The sequence below is a fragment of the Nocardiopsis metallicus genome (assembly GCF_014201115.1).
Classification (GTDB): domain Bacteria; phylum Actinomycetota; class Actinomycetes; order Streptosporangiales; family Streptosporangiaceae; genus Nocardiopsis; species Nocardiopsis metallicus.
This window is the reverse complement of sequence record NZ_JACHDO010000001.1, coordinates 4,922,618-4,945,078: the sequence shown is the minus strand read 5'-3', so window position 1 is coordinate 4,945,078 and position 22,461 is coordinate 4,922,618. Positions and strand designations below refer to the sequence as shown.

Here is a 22,461-nt window from a genome sequence, read left to right as displayed (position 1 = left end):
CCATCGTTCACCAACTCTTGGCCGATTCTTCAAACGCAGACTGGGAGCATTGACGCCATGCGCGATACCTACCATGACGACCTTGACAGCCTGAGCGAGCGCCTCGTCGAGATGACCAGGCTCGCCAGGCACGCCGTCGCGCGTGCCACCACCGCCCTGCTGGACAGCGACCTGAACGCGGCCCAGGAGGTGATCTCGGGTGACGAGGAGCTCAACCGGCTCGACCAGGAGATCGAGGACACCGCGTTCAGCCTGATGGCCCGGCAGCAGCCGGTCGCCTCGGACCTGCGGACCATCATCACGTCCCTGGCGATGCGCGGGGACCTCGAACGCATGGGTGACCACGCCGTTCACCTGGCCAAGATCGCCCGGCGCCGCCACCCGGACTCGGCGATCCCCAAGCCGGTGCGCTCCATCGTCCTGGAGATGGGTCACCAGGCGGAGCTGCTGGTCACCAAGGCGGGCGAGGTGATCGTCGAGCGGGACCCCGACACCGCCCTGGAACTGGACGAGGACGACGACAAGATGGACCGGCTGCGGCGCAAGCTGCTGCAGCGCATCCTCGCCCCGGGGTGGGAGTACGGGGTGGAGGCGACCATGGACGTGACCCTGGTCGGACGTTTCTACGAACGCTTCGGTGACCACGCGGTGCACGTCGCGGACAACCTGGTCTACATGGTGACCGGTGAGAAGCGTGAGGACTACGAGCCCGAGGCCTGAATGACGGGCGGGTGACGTCCGAGGCCGATGTGCCCGGGGAGCCGCCTGGAGATCCACTCGCGGAACCGCCGGAGATCCGGACGGATCATGGGCGGGTCAACCAGAGCCGAAATCGTGACCTATATCGCTATGGGCCCTCGCGGAGGGTGTCCGGGCGAGGGCGAACCCTATCCCGATCCGGACCCGGGTGAGGCCGCGCTTCGGCTGGCCAGCGGGGGTGAAGGGCTTGTCGAAGCCGCTCCGGCCAGGCGCCGGGTACTCCTCGGGTACACTTTGTCAAGCCCTAAAAAGTGTGGTCTGACCTGCGTGTTCGCAAACCTAATAGGTACGTTAAGTCACAGATTCATGGTATCCTTGTGGTAGCGGAAGGGGTACCTGTCACATGACTTTCAAGGTCGGCGACACTGTTGTCTACCCCCATCATGGGGCTGCTCGTATTGAAGCGATCGAGACTCGCACCATTAAGGGCGAGGACAGAACCTATCTCGTTCTGAGGGTTGACAAGGGCGATCTGACGGTACGCGTGCCGGCTGCGAACGCCGAGGATGTCGGCGTTCGTGACGTGGTGGGGCAGGAGGGCCTGGACAAGGTCTTCGAGGTGCTGCGCGCACCTCACACCGAAGAGCCCACCAACTGGTCCAGGCGCTACAAGGCGAACCTGGAGAAGTTGGCGTCCGGCGACGTCAACAAGGTCGCCGAGGTGGTTCGGGACCTGTGGCGCCGGGACAAGGAGCGCGGTCTGTCGGCGGGCGAGAAGAGGATGCTGGCCAAGGCCCGGCAGATTCTCGTCAGCGAACTCGCACTCGCGGAAAAGACCAACGAGGACAAGGCTGAAGCCCTCCTCGACGAGGTTCTGACGAGCTGATAGTCGCGGAATCACGTAATTTATGACGAAAATGCCTCGGGTGGGCGTCGGTACCGACGTCCACCCGTTTTCTCCTGGACGAACACTTTTTCTCGCCGGTTTGGAATGGCCGGGAGAAGACGGTGTCAGCGGCCATTCCGATGGTGATGTCGCCGCCCACGCGGCGTGCGACGCCCTGCTGTCCGCCTGCGGGCTGGGCGACCTCGGATCCAACTTCGGCACCTCCGATCCCCGGTGGAAGGGCGCTTCCGGCGCCGAACTCCTCACCGAGACCGTCGCGCGCGTGCACGCGGCCGGTTTCGAGATCGGCAACGTGGCCGTCCAGATCATCAGCAACCGACCCAAGTTCGCTCCCAGGCGCGACGAGGCGGAGAAGACGCTCTCCGAGGTCGTGGGCGCTCCGGTGAGCCTCTCCGCGACCACCACGGACGGGCTGGGCCTCACCGGCCGGGGCGAGGGCATCGCGGCCGTCGCCACGGCCCTGTGCGCCCCCAGGGACTGACGCACGCACAGCGGAGCGGCTCCGCCCTCGGCGGGGCCGCTCCGCTGCTTCCCGGGCGCCTTGGGCGCCCGGCCGCGAGCGGTGTGCGCGGGGCCGGAGCCGCCCTGTTCCCGCCCAGGTCAAGCGCATCGCCGAAGCCGGTATCCGGCCCCTGCCGCGGCCCTCGCCCAGGGGACCGAAACCCACACCTGTGAGTGCCTCGGACAGAGCAGCCCGTAACGAGGGGCGAGGCTAGCTCGCCCAGGGCGAAGAAGCGCGTTGCCGGTCCCGGGCCGCTGGCCGAAGAGGCCGCCTGATGGCGGGCGGGCGGAATCGGGCCGGGGCCATCGCGGGCAACAGGCGAAAGTCCGTCCCGGCCTTCGTCGGGCGGGCGGGTGCGGGCCGGGCGGGTTGTCCACAGGCTGTGCGTATCTCCCTGTCGGAGCGGGGTGACGAGTTACCCGCAGGCTCAGGAGCGGGCCCGGCGGCACCCCTCCTCGCGCACGTAACGTCGATCTCGGCGGATCCTCGGTTCCCGCCCGCCTCGTGCTGCCTCCGACCGCCCCGCCACCGCCCCGAAGCACTCCGAGACCGTCCCACGCCCGCCCTCCGTAACCTGCCGGGCACGCCAGTGCCCGGCTACGCTCCGGACACACGTCGGCCCCGGAACCCGAAGATCGGGGTTCCGGGGCCGACATCGTGCGGACGGCGTTGCGAATCAGCGTTCGTCTTGAATCAGCGTTCGTCCGGGGGCAGGGGCTCGCTGCGGACCCGTCGGGAGGGCGGGCCGGAGGCGAAGTCCGGCATGGGCGGGCGCTTGGGCTTCAGGACCATCGGACGCTTCTCCAACGGCTTCCCCGGCCTGGGCCCGGGCGCAGGCGCCTGGGCCGCCTTCACCGGCTCCGACGGGGCCTTCGGCTCGGGCTCCCGCCCTGGTTCGGGCGCCCGCCCGTGCTGAACCTCGGGCTCCGGCGCGGCCTCGGACTCCGGCTCCTCCTGCGCGGGCAGCTGTTCGGGCTCGGGCAGCTGCTCCGGCTCCGATTCCGCCTCGGCGCCTGTCGCACCGCGCCGCTTCGCTGGAAAGCGGAAGGCGGCGCGCACCTCGGGGCCGGTGTCGTGGTCCAGCGCCGGAGTCGTGTCCTCAGCGGCCCCGGTCCCCATCCCCAACAGGGGGGCGGTGTCGGCGGCGGCCGGGGGGTCCTCCTCGGGCGGGGTCCACACCGGTGGCACGTAGTCGGCCAGCGGCGAGGCGCTCTCGACCTCGGACGGAGGCTCCCACAGGGGTTCGGCTTCCGGCCCGGCCCCGTCGGCGTCGGCGGACTCAGCCGCCCCGGGCGCCCCAGGACCCTCGGACACCGCGGAGTCCGTGGGCCCCTCCGCCCAGGGAAGGTCCTCGATCTCGGGCAACGGGCCGGTCTCGGCCTCCCCCGCGGGCCAGAGCTCGACGGTGTCATCGGTGTCACCGGTGCCCACGGCTTCGGCGGCGGCGGGTTCGGCGGCGATTTCCACGGCGACCGGCACGGGGATCGGCGCCTCGGCCTCGTCCGTGGCGGGGTCGGCGACCGGGGGCTCGTGATCGAAGCCCTCGTCGGCCAGATGGTCCGGGACCACCACGACCGGCCCGTCCCCGGCGCCGTTGTCGGTCTCGCCCTCGTCCCAGGCGCGGTCTCCGGAACCGATTCCGGAAGCGGCCCGGGGCTCAGGCTCCGGTTCGGTCTCGGGCCCGGTCGTGGGAGCGGCGGCGCCGGGCACCACCGGCGGCTCGGCGGCCGCACGCTTGATCGGGTTGCCGCCGTCACGGGAGCGGCGGGGGAGCGGCAGAGTGGGCACGGAGGCCTCGGCCGCATCGTCCTCCGGCTCCTCGGGCCGTCCCCTCCCCGAACCCTCCTCGGTCCCAGCCGCGGCCCCCCGGGCGGCGGGGATCACCTCGGTCGGGTCGTCGGGGCCGGCCTCGGCACGGAACCGCGCCTCTCCCTCGGGTTCCTCCCGCTCCCGCTCGGCCCGCTCGCGCTGCTCACGCTCCTCGAGCTCGCGCCTTTCGAGAACGGCCCGCTCCTCGCGCTCACGCTGCTCGAGCTCATCACGTTCGCGTGCGGCCCGTTCGCGCTCCTCGCGTTCGAGGCGCTCCTTCTCCCGCTGCTCGGCGCGGTCGCGGCGCAGGGTGGAGGTGCGGGCGGGCAACGGTGTCGCTTCGGGGAGGGTGTCCTCCTCGTCCGCCGGGCGGCCGTCCGCCTTCACACGGCCGCCGGCCTCCGCGCGTGCCTCGACCTCGTCGGCCCTGTCGGCCCTGTCGGCCCCGGCGGACGCGCGGCGCTCGTCAGGCTGCTGGCCGTCGTAGTCCTCGTCGGCGCCCAGCCGCAGCAGACGGGTCTTGAGCGCCTCCGGCTCGCGCGAGTCCCGGGCCGGTGCCCCGTCCGTCCACTCCGCGTCCACCTCGGACTCGACCGTCTCGGGACGGCTCCGCAGTACGGTGGGGCGATCATCGGAGGGCTTGGGGCGCGGACGCACCTGGATGTTGCGCTTGCGGATGTGCGCGCGCACGGTGATCCACAGCAGGAACGCCACCAGCAGGGCGGCCAGCGGGGCGACGGCCACCACCACCTGGACGATCCGCTCGTTCTCGGCGCCCAGCCGCTCGATGAGCCCCATGCTGTTCAGCACCATCGGCACGGCCGCGGCGAGGATCAGCAGGGGGATGAGGACGACGTCCACCCACAGGCGCTCCCGCGGTGGCGCCGCGCGGAGCACGTAGCTCACCCAGAAGGCCATGAGGACCAGAAGGGTGAAGGTCACCGGGAAGACGTGTGCGAGGAAGCCGCCCTCGTCGTGCACGAGCAGGGCGAATCTGTAGATGCCGTTGTAGGCGATGACAAGGGCGCACAGGGCGATGACACTGACGAACACGGCGCCACCGACGAGAGCGCCGGCTCCCGCGCCGCGACCCGCGGTCCGACCGTTCCGTGTCCCTGTCTCGGGGGCGTTGTTGAAAGGGGCCATCGTCATCGAAGAGTAGTCGAGGCGGTACCGCTAACACGAGATTCCGGCCGATTCCGGTTGCTTCCAGCCCCTTCCCGACGCAGGGGCGCAGGGGGCTCTGTGGTGTTCTGCCGCAATTGACGGAGCGTGGCGGCCGATCGTTCGCCGAGGTCGGCCCCGGACGCCGGGCCATCTCACATGCGGATGCGCCCAATACGGCTCGCCCCATATGCGTCCTCTGTACTGTCCGGAGCAGGCCAGACAGCCATCGGTCGACATCCGGGCCGCGATCAGACGGCCCCCGCACCTGAGAGCGCTGGCTGGTTTGTGACGCCCGGGCGAAGGGAAAGCGGATAGTCTTGACAACGTGAGTCTGCGCTTCTATGACACCAGTGCCCGACAGGTCCGAGACTTCACCCCGCTTCGTGAGGGGTGTGCCTCCCTGTACCTGTGTGGTGCCACGGTGCAGGCACCTCCCCACATCGGCCACATCCGGTCGGGCGTCAACTTCGACATCCTGCGCCGCTGGCTGACCCACCTCGGCTACGAGGTCACGTTCTGCCGCAACGTCACGGACATCGACGACAAGATCATCAGGGTCGCCGCCGACGAGGGCGTCCCGTGGTGGCAGGTGAGCGAGCGCAACCAGCGCGCCTTCACCTGGGCCTACGAGACCCTGGGCTGCCTGCCGCCCACCGTCGAGCCGCGCGCCACCGGCCACGTGCCGGAGATGATCGAGCTCATGCGGCGCCTGATCGACGCCGGGCACGCCTACGCCGCCGACGACGGTTCGGGCGACGTCTACTTCGACGTGCGCTCGCACCCCGCCTACGGCGAGCTCTCCAACCAGCGCCTGGACCAGGTGGTGGAGTCCTGCGACTCCGACCCCGACCGGGACAAGCGCGACCCGCGCGACTTCGCCCTGTGGAAGGGCGCCAAGCCGGGCGAGCCCAGCTGGGACACCCCGTGGGGACGAGGCCGCCCTGGCTGGCACCTGGAGTGCTCCGCCATGGCCACCAAGTACCTGGGCCCCAGCTTCGACATCCACGGCGGCGGGCTCGACCTGATCTTCCCGCACCACGAGAACGAGCAGGCGCAGTCGCGCGCCGCCGGGGACGGCTTCGCCCAGTACTGGCTGCACAACGGAATGCTGGCCATCGGCGGCGAGAAGATGAGCAAGTCCATCGGCAACTCGCTGCTCATCCCGCAGGTGGTCCAGAAGGTCCGCCCGGTGGAACTGCGCTACTACCTCGGCCAGGCCCACTACCGGTCCACCATCGACTACTCGGACGCCGCGCTCCAGGAGGCGGCCTCCGCCTACCAGCGCATCGAGGGCTTCCTCACCCGCGCCGTCGAGGTCCTGGGCACGATCGCCCCGGCAGCTGACGTCCCCGCGGAGTTCGCCGAGGCGCTCAACGACGACCTCGGCGTGTCCCAGGGGCTGGCAGTCATCCACGGGCACGTGCGCGAGGGCAACACGGCGCTGGGTTCCGGGGCCAAGGAGAAGGCCCAGGAGATCGCCGCCGAACTCCGCACCATGCTGGCCGTCCTGGGTCTGGACCCGCTCAGCGAGCAGTGGTCCGGCGGCGGCGACCAGGGGCTGACCGAGGTCGTGGACGCCCTGGTGGCGGTCGCCCTCGAACAGCGCCAGGCCGCTCGGGGACGCAAGGACTACGCCGCGGCCGACGCCATCCGCGACCAGTTGGCCGCGGCCGGCGTGGTGGTGGAGGACACCCCGCAGGGCCCGCGCTGGGACCTGCGCCAAAGCTGAGGTTTCGGCAAGCGGGGCTTCAGCAGGCCCGGGTTCCATGAGTACGGGCCGCACAACAAGTACTGACCAGGGCCGGACCCGGGGTTTTCCCGGCCCGGCCCGCACTGGTGGCCGACGCGTGCGGTAGCGCGTCGGCGTTAGGCTGGGAGTTTGCCGCCGCCCATCGGCGTCGCGGCTACCCCATCGGCCGGAAGAGTCCTTCCGGCATGCTCGCAACACGTAACGGGAGGCGGCGACCATGCCGGCGAAGAAGAGTAAGAAGGGCCCCACGAAGGGCAGCGGCGGCAAGAACCGCCGTTCCCTGGAGCCCAAGAGCGGCACCCTGCCCGCCTCGGAGCGGCACTGGTACGACGGCAAGCAGCGGCACAAGGCCAACAAGCGCGCCGCCCAGACCGGCGGCCCGTCCGGTGCCTCGGACAGCCCCCGCAAGGACCGCTCGCCCGACCGCCCGGACAACTCCGACCTGCTGATCGGCCGCAACCCGGTGGTCGAGGCGCTGCGCGCGGGCATGCCCGCCACCCGCCTGTTCCTGGCCAACAGCCTGGACCCGGACGACCGCGTCAACGAGGCCGCCAAGCTCGCGGGCGCCCAGGGCGTGGACGTGGTCGAGGTCAACCGCACCGACCTGGACCGCCGCTGCGAGAGCAACGGCCTGCCCGGCGCCACCCACCAGGGCATCGTGCTCCAGGTCCGCCCGTACCAGTACTGGGCGGCCGAGGGCCTGCTCGACAAGGCGCTGGCCTCGGACACTCCGCCGCTGATCGTCGCCCTGGACGGGGTCACCGACCCGCACAACCTGGGCGCCATCGCGCGTTCGGCCGCCGCCTTCGGCGCGCACGGCCTGCTCATCCCGGAGCGGCGCACCGCCAGCGTGACCATGTCCGCGTGGAAGACCTCCGCCGGAACCCTGGCCAAGCTGCCCGTCGCCCAAGCCACCAACCTGACCCGCACCCTGGAGGCCTACAAGAAGGCCGGGCTGTTCGTCGCCGGTCTGGACGCTGGCGGCGACACCCAGCTGCCCGAGCTCGAGCTGGCCACCGGCCCGCTGGTGATCGTGGTGGGTTCCGAGGGCAAGGGCCTGTCCCGCCTGGTCCGCGAGGCCTGCGACGTGGTCGCGAGCATCCCGATCAGCGGCGCCGAGTCCCTGAACGCCTCCGTGGCCGCCGGCGTCTCCCTCTACGAGGTCGCCCGCCGCCGCGGCGCCGAGTCCAAGTAACCGGTCCCACCGGTGCCGAGTAGGCCCCTCGGCACCGGACCCGGTACCATTCTGGTTGGACGTACCGAGGCTCCGGCCTCGGTGGTCGGCCGACGTAGCTCAATTGGCAGAGCAATCGCCTTGTAAGCGATAGGTTAGGGGTTCAAGTCCCCTCGTCGGCTCTCTCTTTGCCTGACCTGGGATAACTCCCTCGGCGAGATCGCTACCACGTAGCTTCGTCGCCTGGAGAGCTATCGCCTATGGGTACCCAGCGTGTTCGTCGGGGGCCGCGCAACATGGCCGCTGGACCCCTGAACCTCCACATCAAGTCCTTCTGCCTGCACCTGCGTGCGGAGAAGAAGAGCGACCGTACCGTCTCGATGTACCGCGAGTCGGTCGCCTGGTTCGCCGCCGAGCACCTGCTGTCCGGCGGTCAGCCCACTGACATCGACCACCGCTACGAGACGTCAGCTGACACGTGCGCTGACATGGTCACCTTCGGGCCCGTCCGTGACTGGGAACTGGTCAACCGGGTGCACATCCGCTCGTGGCTGGCACGGCTGCACCGCCGCGAGTACTCGTCGAGTTACGGAACAACCAGTACCGCTGCCTGCAGCAGTTCTTCAAGTGGCTTGCCGACGAGGAGGAGATCGGCGACCCGATGCGCAAGGTCAAGGCGCCCAAGGTGGTGGCCAAGCCGGTGCCGGTGTTCGAGGACGGCGAGATCGACCGCATCCTGAAGATGCCCAGGAGCAGGAGTGACCGGGGAGCGGCCAAGCGGGGCGATGCCTGCAGGCTGCGCGACGCCGCCATCAGCGCGCCCAGCACCCGGACGCGCACCTGCCGTACCTGTGGCTGTCCCAGAAGGGGAAGGCGCTGACCCCGTCGGGGATCTACCAGATGCTGTACCGCCGCGCCCGACAGTCCGGGGCCGGGCAGGGCAACACCCAAAGGTCAGGTATGCGGCCGGGTCTCAAGACCCGGCCGCGCCTTCATGGAAAATCCATCAGGTGATGGGGGCTTCCCAAGTGGCGGCCCAGGTCTGGGGGGCCGACGATGCCGTCGACAGCCAGTCCCTTTTCGGCCTGGAACTGTTCGCAGACCTGTTGGGAGTGATCGCCGTAGATGCCGTCGACGGTGATGTTCCAACCTCGCTCGAGCATACGTCCCTGCCAGAGGATTACCCCGTCGTGCTCGGTCGGAGGTGGGTTGGTGAACAGTACTCCAGGCCATGTCGGGGCGCCCCCGCCAGGAGGAGGCCCAGGGGGGTCGACCGGCGGAACAACCGGAAGTGGATCAGTCGGGGGCAGGGTATCCGGGGGATTAAGAGTGCCGTCTTGAACATAGGACTGAAGGCTTCCTGGGCAAGCAGTGTCTATACCTTCGACACTCTGGTGGCCGATAATTCCGTACCCCGCCAAATCCATTGATCGCAAGTCACGAACCACTTGGCGGATTCCAGTGATCATGGTTGCGCTCGGATTGTCGGGAACCCCAAGCAGGCCACAGACGGAAAATTATGCGTCATTCGCTATATTTGTCCCGTTGGCGCCGGATCGGTATTCAAAGCCTCGGCCAATGAAAATGTATCCGTGGGTGCAGACCAGAAAGCTATATGCAATGTCCTGGTAGTCGCCCTGGAGGTGGCCAGCCTGGATTCCGCGGACGATAGTGTTGCATTCATTGTGGTTGCTGACGCCCTGGGAGATACGGCTGCCGACGTAATGGATGCAGACGCCGCCGGTCTGAGCATGGATGGGGCCGTTGTGGTCCGGCCTTCCACTGGGGTCTGCGCCCCACTCACTGCGCTGAACATAGCGTGTCACATACTATTCAATCCAATATCTTTTGATTGAAGGGAAAAATGAAGAAGGCTTCTTTTTCTTTGGGTGCCGTGCTCGGTTTTTTCACTGCTTCTGCAGTGGTAGTTGGCCTCTTGTTTGCGGGGGTGGTCGAATTTGATGTTCGGTCACACAAAAATTTTGGTGAACTTGAGCGCGAGTCCGACGGCCTCCTGTTCGGTGGAGGTCTCGTTTATACTGTCACTTCAGTCCGTGAGGGGAATGACGATTCCAGATCTGTTTACTTTGACGCGGTAGTGGCAAACAAATCGAATCGCTACCAGGAAAATACAATACCGGATGTATACTGCCTCCTTCCTGGTGGAGAGCAGCGCGCCGAGTCAGTTCGCTCGCTTAACCATGCGGGCATTTACCCGTCGGATGGCTCGCTGGGAGAAGCGGCGGTGTTCGAGTATCGATGCGAGATCCCAGAGGGTATGGAGCTCCACCATGTTTCAGTGGTTCTGGAGACACCGCAGGGGAGTAGGTTCTCTTTTGTGGATCCAATCGGCTCTGCTCAGAAGGTTCGGCGCTCCGAAGAAGGCTCGAACTGAGCGGGCTGTATCGAATTGGGAATAGAAAAAGCTCGCTCCTGGGAGGGGCGAGCTTATTTGGATACACTACTACCGCTGCGAATAAGCGTGCCACAGAACCTTCAGGGGATGCAAGGGTTGAAGGGCTAACACGATCAGTTTCGAGCTCGCCTCACTCGTTTGCGCACTTCAGAGCCCACCACACCTGAAGCTGAGGCAAGCCGCCAAGTACGGGTGCCTCACACCGGGCTTCACCGTGCCAGCGAGCTACTGGGGAGTGAGCACGCCTCAGTTCGGCTGGTCTGCGACGCACCCCTGAGTGCCAGGGTGGTTGACCAGGGGTTTTCGTTGCCCTCGCAGACGGCGGGGCCTTGGTGCTCAGGCCTCCTCTGGAGCGTCCGATGCTCTGGGCGCGTCGGGAGTCCTCAGGAGTGCTCCTCTCCTTCGTGCTCCGGCCGCGTGCTGGTGAGCCCGCACGACGGTGGAGTCGATCTGGGCGTGCGGATCGGTGTCGTCTTCGGCGATGAGGTGTCGTGCCCCGAGCCCTCGACGTCGTCGGGGCAGTTCAGTCCGAGTCCAGGTCGCGGACGAACACGTTGAGCCGCTCCCGCCAGGGAGGACGGGGTAGGCGACCTTGGTGCGGTCCGGGGACAGCACGGCCCGGCTACGGGCGGGCTGGTTGAAGAACTCCCCGACGGCGACCAGCTTGGCCGGGGCGGTCATGGTGGTTCCTTCTGGTGGATGGACGCGGACACGGCCCAGTACAGACTCCGACGTCGCGGCGGACTCAAGGCCGCGTCGCATGGCCTGGGCCACAGGGTTCGGTGGAGTCGGAGCACGGCGGATCCGGGGTCCGGCGGCGTCAGCGCTCGGCTGGCCGCTACCCGTGCTCCAACCGGTGCAGGATCCGGCGCAGCACCCGGTGCTGGACGGGTTTGAGGGCCTGCTCGTTCAGCTCGTCCAGCAGGGCCGAGACCCTCGCGTCGGGCGCGGGCGCACCGGCCAGCTGCTCTGACAGCGGTTCCAGTCCGGCGATCCAGTCGTCGATCAGGGACGTGACCTCGTCGTCCGGGGTGTCGGGCCCGAGGGCGTAGAACCGCGCCGTCAGCGGTTCGAGTCCCGTGAGCGTCTCCCTGTCCACCCCGCTGAGCAGGGCGGCGAGTTCCGCTGGGCCGTCATCACCGAGCAGGTGTCCGAGCAGGACCAGCTGTTCGTGTTCGAGCCGCGCCATGTCCTCCGGCACCCCGGCCCCCGGGGCTGAGCGCAGCACCGACAGCTCCGGGGGCAGGTCGGGCGGGGATCCGCTGCTGCGCAGGGCGGCGATGTCGGCCCGTCGGGCCTTCAGCCGTTCGATCTCAGCGGCCGCCTGGTGGTCGAGCTCGTCCAGCAGCTCCTCCGCGGCCCTCGGGTCGTCCAGCACCGCCGGCAGCGCGGACAGGGGTACGCCCAGCGCCGTGAGTCTCGTGATCCGCAGGAGCCGCACGAGGTCGCCCACCTGGTAGCGCCGGTAGCCCCCGGTCGAGCGCGGGGGTTCGGGCAGCAGGCCGATCTGGTGGTAGTGGCGCAGTGTGCGTACGGTGACACCGGCCAGTCGGGCGAGTTCACTACTGAGCATGGGGCGACTCCTCACTCTTCCCGACCTACCCTGACCGAACGAAACCCGAGCTGGGAAGGGTGGCCGCCGGGATTCGCCGCCGTCTTCAGATCAGCTCATTTCGATGAAGTGTCAACGAACTCTGTAGACTACTCCCATGAATGGGGAACCACGCTGGCTCAACCCGGACGAACAGAGAGCCTGGGAGAACTTCATCCGGATGCAGGAGGCGCTCATCGGAAGGCTGTCCCGCCTCGTCCGCTCCGACTCCGGATTGTCCGCCGCAGACTACATGGTGCTCGTCCGGCTCACCGAGGCCAAGGACGGCCAGATGCGCTTCCAGGAACTGGCCAGACTCGCCGAATGGGAGAAGAGCCGCATGTCACACCAGGTCACGCGGATGGTGAAGCGCGGTCTCGTGACCAAGAGGGAGTGCCCCGACGACGCTCGCGGAGCGTTCGTCGTGGCTACTCCGCTCGGCTATCAGGCGATCCAGGAGGCCGCGCCCATACACGTCGAGCACGTCCGCCGACTGTTCATCGACGCCATGACGCCGAACCAGCTCAACACGTTCGCCCGGCTCTCCCAGCGCGTCCTGGAACACATGGAGAAGCAACCGGACTGAACCGGCGGCACGCTGTCCCCGCGGTTCGGCGAAGCCCACCCCCTCCCGCGCGAACCGGCTGATCAGCGGTGTTCGGGGTTGGCGTTGTCGGGACTGCAGCCAGCGTCCCAGGCCGCGCGCTGGTTGCCGTAGGCCGGGAAGCCCCCGGCGCGGCGGAGCATCGACGCGGTGTGCATCAGGTTGTGGGTCATGAAGCTGATGTTGCGGTTGGCGAAGTCGTTCTCCGGGCCGCCGGAGCCCTCGTCCAGGTAGGACGGGCCGGGGCCGACCTCACCGATCCAGCCCGCGTCGGCCTGGGGCGGGATCGTGAAACCGATGTGCTGCAGGCTGAAGAGGATGCTCATCGCGCAGTGCTTGAGGCCGTCCTCGTTACCGGTGAGCAGGGTGCCGCCGACGCGCCCGTAGTAGGCGTACTGGCCCTGCTCGTTCAGCACACCGGAGTAGCCGTAGAGCCGCTCGATCACCCGGCGGGTCACCGAGCTGTTGTCGCCCAGCCAGATCGGGCCGCCGATGACCAGGATGTCGGCGGCCAGGACCCGCTCCAGCAGTGCGGGCCATTCGTCGCTCTCCCACCCGTGCTCGGTCATGTCCGGGCGCACCCCGGTGGCGATCTCGTGGTCGACTGCGCGGAACTGGTCCACGCTGACCCCGTTCGCCTCCATGATCGCCGCGCTGCGGTCGATCACCCCCTGGGTGTGGCTGCGCTGCGGAGAGCGGTTGAGGGTGCAGTTGATGTAGAGCGCGCGCAGCCCGGTGAAGTCGGGCTTCTCGCTCGTGGGCGCGGTCATCGAAAGTCCTTCCGGAGGTTCGGTCGGTGGTCCTCAAACGGCCTTGAGAGTCGCCTCGATGGCGGAGTAACCGCCGGCCGGGGCCATGATGATCCTGTCGACGACGAATCCGGAGGCGCCCAGAAGAGTCGTGTACTCCGACTCGGTGCGTTCCCGCCCGCCCGCCATCGTCAACATGATCAGATCGCTCAGCTTGCTCGGGTGCTGCTCGTCGCCAGGGGGCAGCAGCGACTCGATCACGACGAGCCGGGCGCCCGGCCGGGCCGCCTCCCCGACCCGCGCGAGCAGCCGCGCGCAGTCCTCGTCGGGCCAGTCGTGCAGTACCGCGGACAGCAGGTAGACGTCGGCCGAGGGCACACCGGCGAAGAAGTCGCCGCCGACCACGCTCACCCGGTCGGCCAGTCCGGCCGCGCTCATCCGGGCGGTGGCGGCGGGGACGACCCCGGGCAGGTCCATGACGACGCCGCGCCGCTCGGGCTCGTCGGCCAGAAGGGCGGCGAGCACCGAGCCGTCGGCCCCGCCGACGTCCGCGACCACCTCGCCCTCCGGCAGCCGGTAGCCGGACAGCAGGGCCTGCCGCGGCCCGCCGTTCAGTTCGGCCATCGCGGAGGTCAGGCTGGGTAGGTGTTCGGGGTGTTCGCGCAGGTAGGGGACGAATTCCTGGTCGTGGCGGAGCGCGAACCCGGTGTGTCCGGTCCGCAGTGCGCCGAGGAGCTCCCCGAACGCCTCGTAGTGGGTCTCCATCCACAGCAGCGCGGTTCCGCGCAGGGAGCCGGGGGTGCCGTCGGCCAGTGTGGCGCCCAGGTCGGTGACGGCGAAGCGGTCGCCCTCCCGGTGGGTCACCACGCCGACGCCGCTGAGGGTGTGCAGGACCCTGCGCAGCGGGTCCGCCAGCACGCCGGTCTCCTCCGCCAGCTCGGTCACCGTGCGCGGTCCGGCGAGCAGCTTCGCCGAGAGATCGAGCTTGGCGACCGCGTACAGGGCCTGGGAGAGGGCGAACCCCGACAGCATCCCCGCCATCTGGGCGGAGAGCGCGCCGGAGGGCTGCTCGTTCGAGGGGGCCGACGCCGCTTCTGGGGCCATGGGGAATCTCGTTTCACTGGGTTCGGGCCGCACGTTGAGCAGTGCGCCCCCGCTGTCGGCCAAAATTGAGGTTAGGCAGTGTGCATTGAATGCGTCAAGTGTGTAGCAGATAGAATCCTCGGGTGCCCTCCGAGTCCAGGACCTACCGATCCCCCCGCCGCGAACGCGACGCCGCCCGCACCCGTGAGGAGATCCTCGGTGCGGCCCGGAGGCTGTTCGTCAGCCGCGGGTACCTGCGCGTGACCATGTCCGACATCGCTCGCGAAGCCGGTACGGCGGTCAAGACCGTGTACGCCAGCGCCGGAACCAAGGCCGAACTCCTGCGCGAACTGCTCAGGTTGGACGTGGCCGAGTCCACGGCGCCCGCGACCATCGAGGAGCTCCGTACCGTTCCCGACCTGGCGGCGGCCACCGCCTGCCTCGCCCGGGGGACCCGCTCCGACCACGAGCGCTTCAGCGACTCGATCGACCTGCTGTACGCCTCGCTGGGGGACGAGGACGCCGACCGGATCTGGCAGCAGGTCGTGGAGAGCTACCGCGGCGCGCTTCGCCAGGCCGCGACCGTCCTCGTCGCGCGAGGACTCGTGTCCGGGCGCCTGGACGTCGAGGAGGTCTCGGACCGCCTCTGGTTCTGCTTCGGGATCGCCGCCTGGCGCACCCTGCTCAAGGACTGCGGCTGGGACTTCGGGCGGGCCGAGTCCTGGCTCGGCGCCCAGGCGGTCGCTGCCCTCGGGGGTCTGGTGGAGCCGGGCGAGTCGGAGTCCGGCTGACCTGGTCTGTCGGATCGCCACTCCCTCCAACGGTCTTCCGTCCCCGACGGTCTTCTGGCGGCCGGGTGGCCGGTGGCCCGGCCCTGATGCTCAGGATTAAACCTCATTAGTTGAGCAATCAACAAGCTCTGATTCTGCTTCGGTGCCTCGAAAAGCAGGTCTGAAGTGGGTTTTCGTTGCATCGGAAGTCGTGTGCGGGTCGGTCTTTTTTTGGAATGTGGGTTGATGTATCAACTACATGTTGCTAGCGTGACGGCCAGATCAGACCTGACCAGCCCGGGCCGGCCGAAGACGGGCACCGCAGCGACGGGGGTAGCCATGAGCGGCGGATCCGGAAAGAAGACGTACGAGGGGCAGTCGATCGCGGTCACCTTCGAGGCGGGGCGCTGTCAGCACGCCGCCGAGTGCGTCCGCGGCCTGCCCGAGGTGTTCGACATCGAGCGGCGTCCGTGGATCCAGCCGGACAACGCCGCCGCCGACCGCACGGCCGAGGTGGTCCGGCGCTGCCCTTCGGGAGCCCTGCGGTACCACCGCGTCGGCTGAGACAGGGGAATCCATGACCGCGCAACCAGTCGGCAGAAGCTACAGATTCGACCTGGGGCCGCTGAAGGTGAGGTTCACCTTCGAATCGGAGTCGCAGGGCAGCTTCGTGGTCGAGGAGGGCGGCGGGCTCGCCCCGGACGGCCACGCCGAGACCGTCCGGCTCAACCTCAGGAAGATCCGCGAGGGCGTCTACCTCAACTCGTGGACCGAGGCCAGTGGCGCCACCGTGACCCACGTGGAGGACTTCGCCAACGCGACGCTCTACTCCAACGTCACCGTCGACGGCGCGCTGTACAACCTCGTCGGAACCATCACGGAGGCATGACCATGACCCACAGCACCGTCACCGAAACCGACCTGGCCAGGCGCAACACCGAGATCGTGCTCACCGCGATGCGGGAGCTCTTCATCGACAAGGACCTCAGCGCGCTTGACCGCTACTGGGCCGAGCCCTACGTGCAGCACAGCCCCCAGATGCCCGACGGCCTCGACACGCTGCGCGCCGTGGTGCCCGGCCTTGAAGGGTTCTCCTGGGAGCCGCAGCGCACCGCGGCCCAGGGCGACCTCGTCTTCACGCACAGCCTCGTCCACGGCTGGGGTCCGGGCCCAGTGGTGATCGTCGACGTCTTCCGGCTGGAGGGCGGCCGCATCGTCGAGCACTGGGACGTCGTCCAGGAGTACACCCGCCCCGAATCCACCGCCAGCGCGAACCCCATGGTGTGAACCCGTGCCCGGGTGAACGGCGCACCAAGCCGTGTCGACCCGCAGCGCAGTTCCGCTTGACCCGGTCCCGGGAACGGGGGTTGCCACGGGTCGCGGTGCCCCGGTGCCCCGGTGCCCCAACGTCCCAGTGTCCCAACGTCCCAGTGAGAACACGGCTTCGGTGCGAACACGCCCTGTCGCCGCGCAGTCCGAACACTGAAAGAGAAGGCAGGCAGATCATGGGTTACGTCACCGTCGGAAACGAGAACAGCACCCCGGTCGAGATCTACTACGAGGACCAGGGCGCGGGCCAGCCCGTCGTGCTCATCCACGGGTACCCGTTGAACGGCCACAGCTGGGAGCGCCAGACGCGGGAGCTGCTCGCGGCCGGATACCGCGTCATCACCTACGACCGGCGCGGGTTCGGCAGGTCGTCCAAGGTCGGCTCCGGCTACGACTACGACACCTTCGCCGCCGACCTGGACACCGTGCTCAACACCCTCGACCTGCGCGACGTCGTCCTCGTCGGCTTCTCGATGGGCACCGGCGAACTCGCCCGCTACGTGTCCCGGTACGGCCACGAGCGGGTCGCCAAGCTCGCCTTCCTCGCCTCGCTGGAACCCTTCCTGGTCGCCCGCGACGACAACCCCGAAGGGGTGCCGCAGGACGTCTTCGACGGGATCGAGGCCGCGGCCAGGGGGGACCGCTACGCCTGGTACACGCAGTTCTTCGCCGACTTCTACAACCTCGACCAGACCCTCGGAGAACGGATCAGCCAGGAGGCGGTCACCAACAGCTGGAACGTCGCGGTCTCCAGCGCCCCGGTGGCGGCCTACGCGGTCGTCTCCGCCTGGATCGAGGACTTCCGAGCCGACGTCGAGGCGGTCCGGGCCAGCGGCAAGCCGGCTCTGATCCTGCACGGCACCGCGGACAACATCCTGCCCATCGACGCCACCGCCCGCCGCTTCCGCGAGCTCCTGCCGCAGGCGCGGTACGTGGAGGTCGAGAACGCCCCGCACGGGCTGCTCTGGACGCACGCCGACGAGGTCAACACCGCGCTCCTCGACTTCCTCGGCTAGTGGTTCCCCGGCTATCCGCGGTTCCGCGTCGGTCGGAAGGGACCCCATGACCGACACGGTCAGCCCCCGCCAACAAGTATCCGGTTCCCGCCGACAACCATCCCGCCCCCACCGCCCATCCCGGATGAGTGGAGCCCTGACCCTGCTCTTCGCTCTCTCCGGCGGTGTCGTCGTCGGCAACCTCTACTGGGCCCAACCGCTCCTGGACGACATCGGTGCGGGGCTGAGCGTTCCGGCGGGACTCGCGGGCCTGATCATCACCGGGGTCCAGGTCGGCTACGCGCTCGGAGCCCTCCTGATCGTTCCGCTCGGGGACACGCTCGCACGCCACCGGCTGATCCCCGCGATCATGGCCGTTTCGGTCCTGGCACTGGTCGTGACCGCCGTGGCCCCCTCCTACGCCGTCGTGGTCCTTGCGATGTTCGTCGTCGGGCTGAGCAGTGTGACCGGTCAGCTCCTGACCCCGTTGGCGGGCGACCTGGCCCGTCCGGAACACCGCGGACGCACCATCGGGACGGTCGCCTCCGGCCTGCTGTTCGGCATCCTCATCGCCCGGGTCGTGAGCGGGTTCGTCGCCGACCTGGCCGGATGGCGTTCGGTCTTCGTGTTCGCGGCGGTGCTGAACCTGGTCTTCGCGCTGCTGCTCGCGCGGTCGATCCCCCGGATGCCGGCCTCCGCGCGCGTCGGCTACGGGACCCTGCTCCGCTCCGTGTTCGTCGCCGTCCGGGAGTCCGCGAGGCTGCGCGTCCTCATACTCCTCGGGGCGTGCGTCATGGCCGTGTTCACGATGTTCTGGACCGGCCTGACGTTCCTGCTCTCCTCGGCGCCCTACGGCTTCTCCGTCACCCGGATCGGGCTGGTCAGCCTGCTCGGAGTGGCCGGAGCCGTCGCCGCGCAGAACGTCGGCCGGCTCTTCGACCGCGGCTGGGCGCTTCCGGCGATCGGTGCCGGGTTCGCGCTGACGCTGCTGTCGATGGTCGCCGCCGCCTTCGCCGGTGGCGGCCTCGCCGTCGTCTTCCTGGCGGCGGCCGTCTCGTCGGTGGGGATCCAGTCGGTGCTCGTCCTCGTGCAGACCAGTGTGATGGCCATCGACCCCAAGGCCCGCAGCAGGCTCAACACCGCGCTCATCGTCGGCAACTTCATCGGCGGAGCGATCGGCTCCACCCTCACCGCGGTCCTCTGGGACACCGTGGGATGGCCGCTGACCAGTGGTGCGGCCGGAGTCGTCGCGCTCGTCGGCCTGGTCGTCTGGGCCGCACAGCGCCGACGCGCGCTCGCCTAGGAGCGCTGGCGCCACCGTCCCGGGGCAGCGCCCCTCCGCGTCCCAACTAGTTGACTTATCATCCACAATTGCTGAATGTGCGCCTGATCGACAGGCGTCAGAAGGAGGACACATGGCTGTCGAAGTGAGTGACGTGCCCGAGGCGAAGCGCTACGAGGCCCGCGTCGACGGGGCGTCCGGGGTCGCGGGCCTGGCGCAGTACATCCGTACGGCTGAGCTCGTCGCGTTCGTGCACACCGAGGTTTCGCCGGACTACGAGGGCAGGGGGGTCGGGTCGGCGCTGGTGCGCACGGCCCTGGACGAGGCCCGTGCCGCTGGCCTGGGAGTACTCCCGACCTGCCCCTTCTTCGCGGGCTGGATCGCCCGTCACCCGGAGTACCGGGACCTGGTCTACCGGTCCCGGAGCAAGGTCAGCGACTGATCGGACCCCGCCCGGAGGAGGACCGGGGCGGCACGGGGGCCTTCGCGCCGACGCGGAAGCGAGGACTGGATCCCAGGGCACTTCCGAGCTCCGCGCCGTCGAGGCCCCCTTCGGCTCCGCGCGGCGCACCAACGCGTCGACCCCCGACGGAACCCGGACGGCCTCCCCGGCGCCCTGGAGGAACCGGCGCGGCGTCTGGACCGTGGGCCCGGACCCGGCTCCGGGCAGGAGGGCCGGGGCAGGGGAAGCGGAGCCCGACCCCTCCGCCGTCCAAGCGTGCCGTGCGGGTGATCGAGCCGGAGCCGGGTCCGGGAAGCGGAGAGTTGAGAGATGGGAATCGACGAGCGCGGGCCGCGACCGGCCGGTGACCCGCGCGGGCGCGGCCCGCTGCGGTACCGGCTGCCGTTCCTGCCGATCGCGGTGGTCGCCGGGGTGATCCTGTGGCTCAACCAGAGCCCCTGGTGGGGCTGGGTACTGATCGCGGTGCTGCTGGTGTTCCTGGGGGCGACGGCCCGCTGGTGGCTGCGGGGCCACGCCATCCTCCAGACCGGGGCGTGGCTGATCGCGGGCGTGCTCGTGAGCGTCACGGCGGTGGCCGCCTATCCGGCGCCGCAGAACCGTCTCGCGGGAGGTCAGGAACGTACCCCGACCGAGATCGTCGAGACGCGGGAGGGGCCGGTCCGAGGGGTCCTCGACGACCCGGGCACGGTCGAGGTCTTCGCGGGGATTCCCTACGCGCGACCGCCGGAGGGCGAGCTGCGCTGGAGGGCGCCCCAGCCGCCCCTGCCGCGCACGGAGGTGTTCAACGCCGACCGCTTCTCCGACGTCCCCGTCCAGAGCGAGTCCTCCTTCACCACCCGGGCGCTCTCACAGGTCATCGACGTCCCGCTGGCGGGCACCCTCCTCAACCCCTATCCGGCCGGCGAGGACAGCCTCACCCTCAACATCTGGCGGGGGGCCGAGCGCGGCCCGGAGCGGCTGCCCGTCCTCGTCTACGTCCCCGGCGGCGGCTTCATGACCGGCTCCGGCGCACTGCCGCTCTACGACGGCGCGGCCCTCGCCTCCCGGGGCGAGGTCATCACCGTGACCCTCAACTACCGGCTGGGCGTTCTCGGCTTCCTCGCCCACCCCGACCTAGCCGAAGAATCCGGGGGCGAGGCCTCGGGCAACTACGGCCTCCAGGACCAGATCGCCGCCCTGGAGTGGATCCGCGACAACATCGCGGCCTTCGGCGGCGACCCCGACCGGGTGACCGTCGCGGGCCAGTCAGCCGGCGGCGAGAGCGTGTGCCTCCTGGGCGCGACCCCGTTGGCCGAGGACCTCGTGGACGGTGTCATCGCGGGCGGCGGAGCCTGCATGGGCACCACCGGCGACACCGAGGACGGCGACCAGTTCGACACGAGGGAGGCCGCCGAGGACGCCGGGCTCCGGCTGAGCGAGGCGCTGGGCGGAGCCACTCTGGCGCAGATGCGGGAGATGCCCCTGGACCGCGTCCTGGCCGCCGCGGAGACCCTGGACAGCCACTGGCGGCCCTTCATCGACGGCCACGTGCTCCCCGCGACGCCCGCGGACGTCTACGCGGCGGGGGACCAGTTGGACGTACCGGTCCTGGTCGGCAGCAACGCCGACGAGGCCTCCCTGATCCTGGCCCTGCCACCCGACACCGACGCCGACGAGTACCGCGCCTCGGTTCGGGAGGAGTACGGCGAGGACGCCGAACGGTTCCTGGAGCTCTACCCCGGAGAGACCCAGGAGCAGGTCCTCGACTCGCTCCCGCAGGCCCAGACCGACAAGGTCATGACCCGGGCGGTGCACCGCTGGGCCCGGCTGCAGACCCGGACCGGCGCGTCGGACGCCTACCTCTACCACTTCGCGCACGTCCCCCCGGAAGCCGGACTGGAGAAGTACGGCGCCTACCACGGCGCGGAGGTGGCCTACGCCTACGACAACCTCGGCGCGGACGGCGACCCCAACGGGCCCGGCCTGCCCGCCTGGCCGACGGTGGAGGAGGACCCCGAGCGGGTCATGGAGTTCGACGGCGGCAGCTCGGTGGCGCCCCGCCCGCGCCCGGAGGCCGTCGACTTCTGGATGGAGTACGACGGACCGATCCCGTAGCGGGGAGGTCCCAGCGGGAGGGGGTTCGCTACCCGGTCCGCAGCGAGGCGAGGAACTCGTCGGTCTTGCGGACCTCGTCGCGGTCGTAGGTGCTGACGTTCACGAGCACCTCGCGGGCACCGGTGCGCTCCAGGAGGCCGGTGAGCGAGCTCTCCACCTGCTCAGGGGTGCCGAAGACCGCACCGTCCAGCCAGTCGTCCACCGCCTTGAGCTTCCGCTCCCTGCTCGTGTCGAGCAGCCGACGCGCTTCCCCGACGGGGCGCAGCGCACGGAACTCGCCGACGTCCCGCGAGTCCGCGTACGCCCAGGCCTCGGGCAGCAGCAGGTCGCGGGCGCGCTCCGGGGTGTGTGCGACGGAGACGTCCGTGTTCACGATCAGGTAGGGCTCGGCCGCGGCCGGACCCGGGCGGAAGTCCCGGAAGTAGGCGGCCAGCCGCCGCTCATCGCGCAGGGCCGGTCCGCCGACCACCACGGGCAGTCCGAGTTCCGCTGCCAGGGCCAACCCGCCCCGGACGGCGAGCAGGAACACGGGCGGAGGCGCGACGCCGGGTTTGGCGGTGACCTCGGCCCGCCCGCTCAGATACTGCCGGACCCGCTCGACCTCGAGCGGATAGTCGTCCTCGTGCAGGGCGGTCCGCCCGAGCGCGCGCCGGATCGGGGCGGTGAAGCCCAGCGACCCGCCCAGCCCCAGGTCGACCCGGCCCGGGTTCAGCGCCTCCAGCAGCAACGCCTGCTCGGCGATCACCAGCGGGTTGTGGTTGGGCACCATGACCCCGCCGGTGCCCAGGCGGATGCGGTGGGTGCGGGCGCCGATGGCCGCGAGCAGCACGGTGGGGGCGGCGCTGGCGATGCCCGGGACCGCGTGGTGCTCGGCGGTCCAGAACCGGTGGAAGCCCAGTTCGTCCGCGCGCACCGCCCGCTCGACGGTGGTCGCGATCGCCTCCGCGTCGGACTCCCCGTCGCGCGTCCGTGAGCGGTCGAGCAGGGAGATGCGCATCAGTTCCAGACCCCGTCCGTTCGCTGCGGCCGTCCTACCGCCGTGGCGGGCCGTCCGTGCCGCGGACCGCCACGACAGTA

At 69.5% G+C, this 22,461-nt stretch carries 22 protein-coding genes, 1 tRNA gene and 1 pseudogene; 17 read left to right on the top strand and 7 right to left on the bottom strand.

Annotation, left to right across the window (positions count from 1 at the left end):
* Positions 1-57: 57 nt before the first annotated feature.
* The 3 genes from phoU (at position 58) to ispF (ending at position 2,087) form a co-directional block, all read left to right on the top strand.
* Positions 58-720 (top strand): phosphate signaling complex protein PhoU, encoded by a 663-nt coding sequence (gene phoU / locus HNR07_RS21575; protein WP_184366563.1) that lies wholly within the window; start codon positions 58-60, stop codon positions 718-720.
* Between the two features lie 382 nt (positions 721-1,102).
* On the top strand, positions 1,103-1,585 hold the full coding sequence (locus tag HNR07_RS21570) for a CarD family transcriptional regulator (protein WP_026116638.1): 483 nt from the start codon (positions 1,103-1,105) through the stop codon (positions 1,583-1,585).
* A gap of 31 nt (positions 1,586-1,616) precedes the next feature.
* Positions 1,617-2,087 carry a 2-C-methyl-D-erythritol 2,4-cyclodiphosphate synthase gene (gene ispF / locus HNR07_RS21565; RefSeq protein WP_184372445.1) on the top strand — a complete coding sequence of 157 codons (471 nt, stop codon included), beginning with the start codon at positions 1,617-1,619 and terminating at the stop codon, positions 2,085-2,087.
* Between the two features lie 714 nt (positions 2,088-2,801).
* Here the strand turns inward: ispF and HNR07_RS21560 are convergent.
* Positions 2,802-4,970 (bottom strand): DUF2637 domain-containing protein, encoded by a 2,169-nt coding sequence (locus HNR07_RS21560; protein WP_312893927.1) that lies wholly within the window; start codon positions 4,968-4,970, stop codon positions 2,802-2,804.
* A gap of 439 nt (positions 4,971-5,409) precedes the next feature.
* Between HNR07_RS21560 and cysS the strand changes: the two genes are divergently transcribed.
* From cysS to HNR07_RS21540, 4 genes are all read left to right on the top strand, one after another.
* The gene (cysS, locus tag HNR07_RS21555) at positions 5,410-6,813 is read left to right on the top strand and encodes a cysteine--tRNA ligase (protein ID WP_184366562.1); all 1,404 of its coding nucleotides are present in this window, start codon (positions 5,410-5,412) and stop codon (positions 6,811-6,813) included.
* 238 nt (positions 6,814-7,051) lie between these two features.
* Entirely contained in the window at positions 7,052-8,029 is a 978-nt protein-coding gene (gene rlmB / locus HNR07_RS21550; RefSeq protein WP_184366561.1) for a 23S rRNA (guanosine(2251)-2'-O)-methyltransferase RlmB, read from the top strand.
* An 88-nt stretch (positions 8,030-8,117) separates the two neighbouring features.
* A tRNA-Thr gene (locus HNR07_RS21545) sits at positions 8,118-8,190 on the top strand.
* Positions 8,191-8,555: 365 nt separating this feature from the next.
* Positions 8,556-8,888, top strand: a complete 333-nt coding sequence (locus HNR07_RS21540) for a hypothetical protein (protein WP_184366560.1) — start codon at positions 8,556-8,558, stop codon at positions 8,886-8,888.
* A 112-nt stretch (positions 8,889-9,000) separates the two neighbouring features.
* Here HNR07_RS21540 and HNR07_RS35645 read toward each other — a convergent pair whose 3' ends face one another.
* On the bottom strand, positions 9,001-9,435 hold the full coding sequence (locus HNR07_RS35645; protein WP_281387286.1) for a peptidoglycan-binding domain-containing protein: 435 nt from the start codon (positions 9,433-9,435) through the stop codon (positions 9,001-9,003).
* A 437-nt stretch (positions 9,436-9,872) separates the two neighbouring features.
* On the opposite strand from HNR07_RS35645, the gene HNR07_RS21525 reads away from it, so the two are divergent.
* Positions 9,873-10,403: a hypothetical protein gene (locus HNR07_RS21525; RefSeq protein WP_184366557.1), complete on the top strand. Its 531-nt coding sequence runs from the start codon at positions 9,873-9,875 to the stop codon at positions 10,401-10,403.
* A gap of 349 nt (positions 10,404-10,752) precedes the next feature.
* Here the strand turns inward: HNR07_RS21525 and HNR07_RS36150 are convergent.
* Together HNR07_RS36150 and HNR07_RS21515 are read right to left on the bottom strand one after the other, a co-directional pair.
* Positions 10,753-10,907 (bottom strand): annotated as a pseudogene (locus HNR07_RS36150) (IS5-like element ISMra2 family transposase); the annotation flags it as partial.
* Between the two features lie 355 nt (positions 10,908-11,262).
* Positions 11,263-11,997, bottom strand: coding sequence for a MerR family transcriptional regulator (locus tag HNR07_RS21515; RefSeq protein ID WP_184366556.1), 735 nt, complete (start codon positions 11,995-11,997; stop codon positions 11,263-11,265).
* Positions 11,998-12,133: 136 nt separating this feature from the next.
* Between HNR07_RS21515 and HNR07_RS21510 the strand changes: the two genes are divergently transcribed.
* Positions 12,134-12,601, top strand: coding sequence for a MarR family winged helix-turn-helix transcriptional regulator (locus HNR07_RS21510; RefSeq protein WP_184366555.1), 468 nt, complete (start codon positions 12,134-12,136; stop codon positions 12,599-12,601).
* Positions 12,602-12,663: 62 nt separating this feature from the next.
* Here the strand turns inward: HNR07_RS21510 and HNR07_RS21505 are convergent, their stop codons facing one another.
* Both HNR07_RS21505 and HNR07_RS21500 read right to left on the bottom strand, forming a co-directional pair.
* On the bottom strand, positions 12,664-13,389 hold the full coding sequence (locus HNR07_RS21505) for a flavodoxin family protein (protein WP_184366554.1): 726 nt from the start codon (positions 13,387-13,389) through the stop codon (positions 12,664-12,666).
* A 33-nt stretch (positions 13,390-13,422) separates the two neighbouring features.
* Positions 13,423-14,472 (bottom strand): methyltransferase, encoded by a 1,050-nt coding sequence (locus HNR07_RS21500; RefSeq protein WP_184366553.1) that lies wholly within the window; start codon positions 14,470-14,472, stop codon positions 13,423-13,425.
* 122 nt (positions 14,473-14,594) lie between these two features.
* Between HNR07_RS21500 and HNR07_RS21495 the strand changes: the two genes are divergently transcribed.
* From HNR07_RS21495 to HNR07_RS21460, 8 genes are all read left to right on the top strand, one after another.
* A complete protein-coding gene (locus HNR07_RS21495; protein ID WP_184366552.1) occupies positions 14,595-15,242 on the top strand; it encodes a TetR/AcrR family transcriptional regulator in 648 nt (215 codons plus the stop codon).
* Between the two features lie 318 nt (positions 15,243-15,560).
* The gene (locus HNR07_RS21490) at positions 15,561-15,785 is read left to right on the top strand and encodes a (4Fe-4S)-binding protein (protein ID WP_184366551.1); all 225 of its coding nucleotides are present in this window, start codon (positions 15,561-15,563) and stop codon (positions 15,783-15,785) included.
* Between the two features lie 13 nt (positions 15,786-15,798).
* The gene (locus HNR07_RS21485; protein ID WP_184366550.1) at positions 15,799-16,110 is read left to right on the top strand and encodes a MoaF-related domain-containing protein; all 312 of its coding nucleotides are present in this window, start codon (positions 15,799-15,801) and stop codon (positions 16,108-16,110) included.
* A 2-nt stretch (positions 16,111-16,112) separates the two neighbouring features.
* On the top strand, positions 16,113-16,508 hold the full coding sequence (locus HNR07_RS21480) for a nuclear transport factor 2 family protein (protein WP_246420425.1): 396 nt from the start codon (positions 16,113-16,115) through the stop codon (positions 16,506-16,508).
* Positions 16,509-16,726: 218 nt separating this feature from the next.
* Entirely contained in the window at positions 16,727-17,566 is an 840-nt protein-coding gene (locus HNR07_RS21475) for an alpha/beta fold hydrolase (protein ID WP_184366548.1), read from the top strand.
* Positions 17,567-17,690: 124 nt separating this feature from the next.
* Complete coding sequence (locus HNR07_RS21470; protein WP_221318895.1) at positions 17,691-18,848, top strand: MFS transporter; 1,158 nt, start codon at positions 17,691-17,693, stop codon at positions 18,846-18,848.
* Between the two features lie 112 nt (positions 18,849-18,960).
* Entirely contained in the window at positions 18,961-19,269 is a 309-nt protein-coding gene (locus HNR07_RS21465) for a GNAT family N-acetyltransferase (RefSeq protein WP_184366546.1), read from the top strand.
* 330 nt (positions 19,270-19,599) lie between these two features.
* Complete coding sequence (locus HNR07_RS21460; protein ID WP_184366545.1) at positions 19,600-21,384, top strand: carboxylesterase family protein; 1,785 nt, start codon at positions 19,600-19,602, stop codon at positions 21,382-21,384.
* Between the two features lie 28 nt (positions 21,385-21,412).
* On the opposite strand, the gene HNR07_RS21455 is transcribed toward HNR07_RS21460, so the two are convergent.
* Entirely contained in the window at positions 21,413-22,381 is a 969-nt protein-coding gene (locus tag HNR07_RS21455; protein ID WP_184366544.1) for an MsnO8 family LLM class oxidoreductase, read from the bottom strand.
* Positions 22,382-22,461 lie beyond the last annotated feature (80 nt).

Bases quoted from the DNA above. Each gene is read 5' to 3' on its own strand.
- ispF (WP_184372445.1), top strand. From the start codon at position 1,617: ATGCCTCGGGTGGGCGTCGGTACCGACGTCCACCCGTTTTCTCCTGGA.
- rlmB (WP_184366561.1), top strand. From the start codon at position 7,052: ATGCCGGCGAAGAAGAGTAAGAAGGGCCCCACGAAGGGCAGCGGCGGC.
- HNR07_RS21570 (WP_026116638.1), top strand. From the start codon at position 1,103: ATGACTTTCAAGGTCGGCGACACTGTTGTCTACCCCCATCATGGGGCT.
- HNR07_RS21500 (WP_184366553.1), bottom strand. From the start codon at position 14,472: ATGGCCCCAGAAGCGGCGTCGGCCCCCTCGAACGAGCAGCCCTCCGGC.
- HNR07_RS21510 (WP_184366555.1), top strand. From the start codon at position 12,134: ATGAATGGGGAACCACGCTGGCTCAACCCGGACGAACAGAGAGCCTGG.
- HNR07_RS21505 (WP_184366554.1), bottom strand. From the start codon at position 13,389: ATGACCGCGCCCACGAGCGAGAAGCCCGACTTCACCGGGCTGCGCGCG.
- HNR07_RS21470 (WP_221318895.1), top strand. From the start codon at position 17,691: ATGAGTGGAGCCCTGACCCTGCTCTTCGCTCTCTCCGGCGGTGTCGTC.
- HNR07_RS21525 (WP_184366557.1), top strand. From the start codon at position 9,873: ATGAAGAAGGCTTCTTTTTCTTTGGGTGCCGTGCTCGGTTTTTTCACT.
- HNR07_RS21460 (WP_184366545.1), top strand. From the start codon at position 19,600: ATGGGAATCGACGAGCGCGGGCCGCGACCGGCCGGTGACCCGCGCGGG.
- HNR07_RS35645 (WP_281387286.1), bottom strand. From the start codon at position 9,435: ATGGATTTGGCGGGGTACGGAATTATCGGCCACCAGAGTGTCGAAGGT.
- HNR07_RS21515 (WP_184366556.1), bottom strand. From the start codon at position 11,997: ATGCTCAGTAGTGAACTCGCCCGACTGGCCGGTGTCACCGTACGCACA.
- HNR07_RS21490 (WP_184366551.1), top strand. From the start codon at position 15,561: ATGAGCGGCGGATCCGGAAAGAAGACGTACGAGGGGCAGTCGATCGCG.
- HNR07_RS21480 (WP_246420425.1), top strand. From the start codon at position 16,113: ATGACCCACAGCACCGTCACCGAAACCGACCTGGCCAGGCGCAACACC.
- HNR07_RS21465 (WP_184366546.1), top strand. From the start codon at position 18,961: ATGGCTGTCGAAGTGAGTGACGTGCCCGAGGCGAAGCGCTACGAGGCC.
- HNR07_RS21455 (WP_184366544.1), bottom strand. From the start codon at position 22,381: ATGCGCATCTCCCTGCTCGACCGCTCACGGACGCGCGACGGGGAGTCC.
- phoU (WP_184366563.1), top strand. From the start codon at position 58: ATGCGCGATACCTACCATGACGACCTTGACAGCCTGAGCGAGCGCCTC.
- HNR07_RS21485 (WP_184366550.1), top strand. From the start codon at position 15,799: ATGACCGCGCAACCAGTCGGCAGAAGCTACAGATTCGACCTGGGGCCG.
- HNR07_RS21475 (WP_184366548.1), top strand. From the start codon at position 16,727: ATGGGTTACGTCACCGTCGGAAACGAGAACAGCACCCCGGTCGAGATC.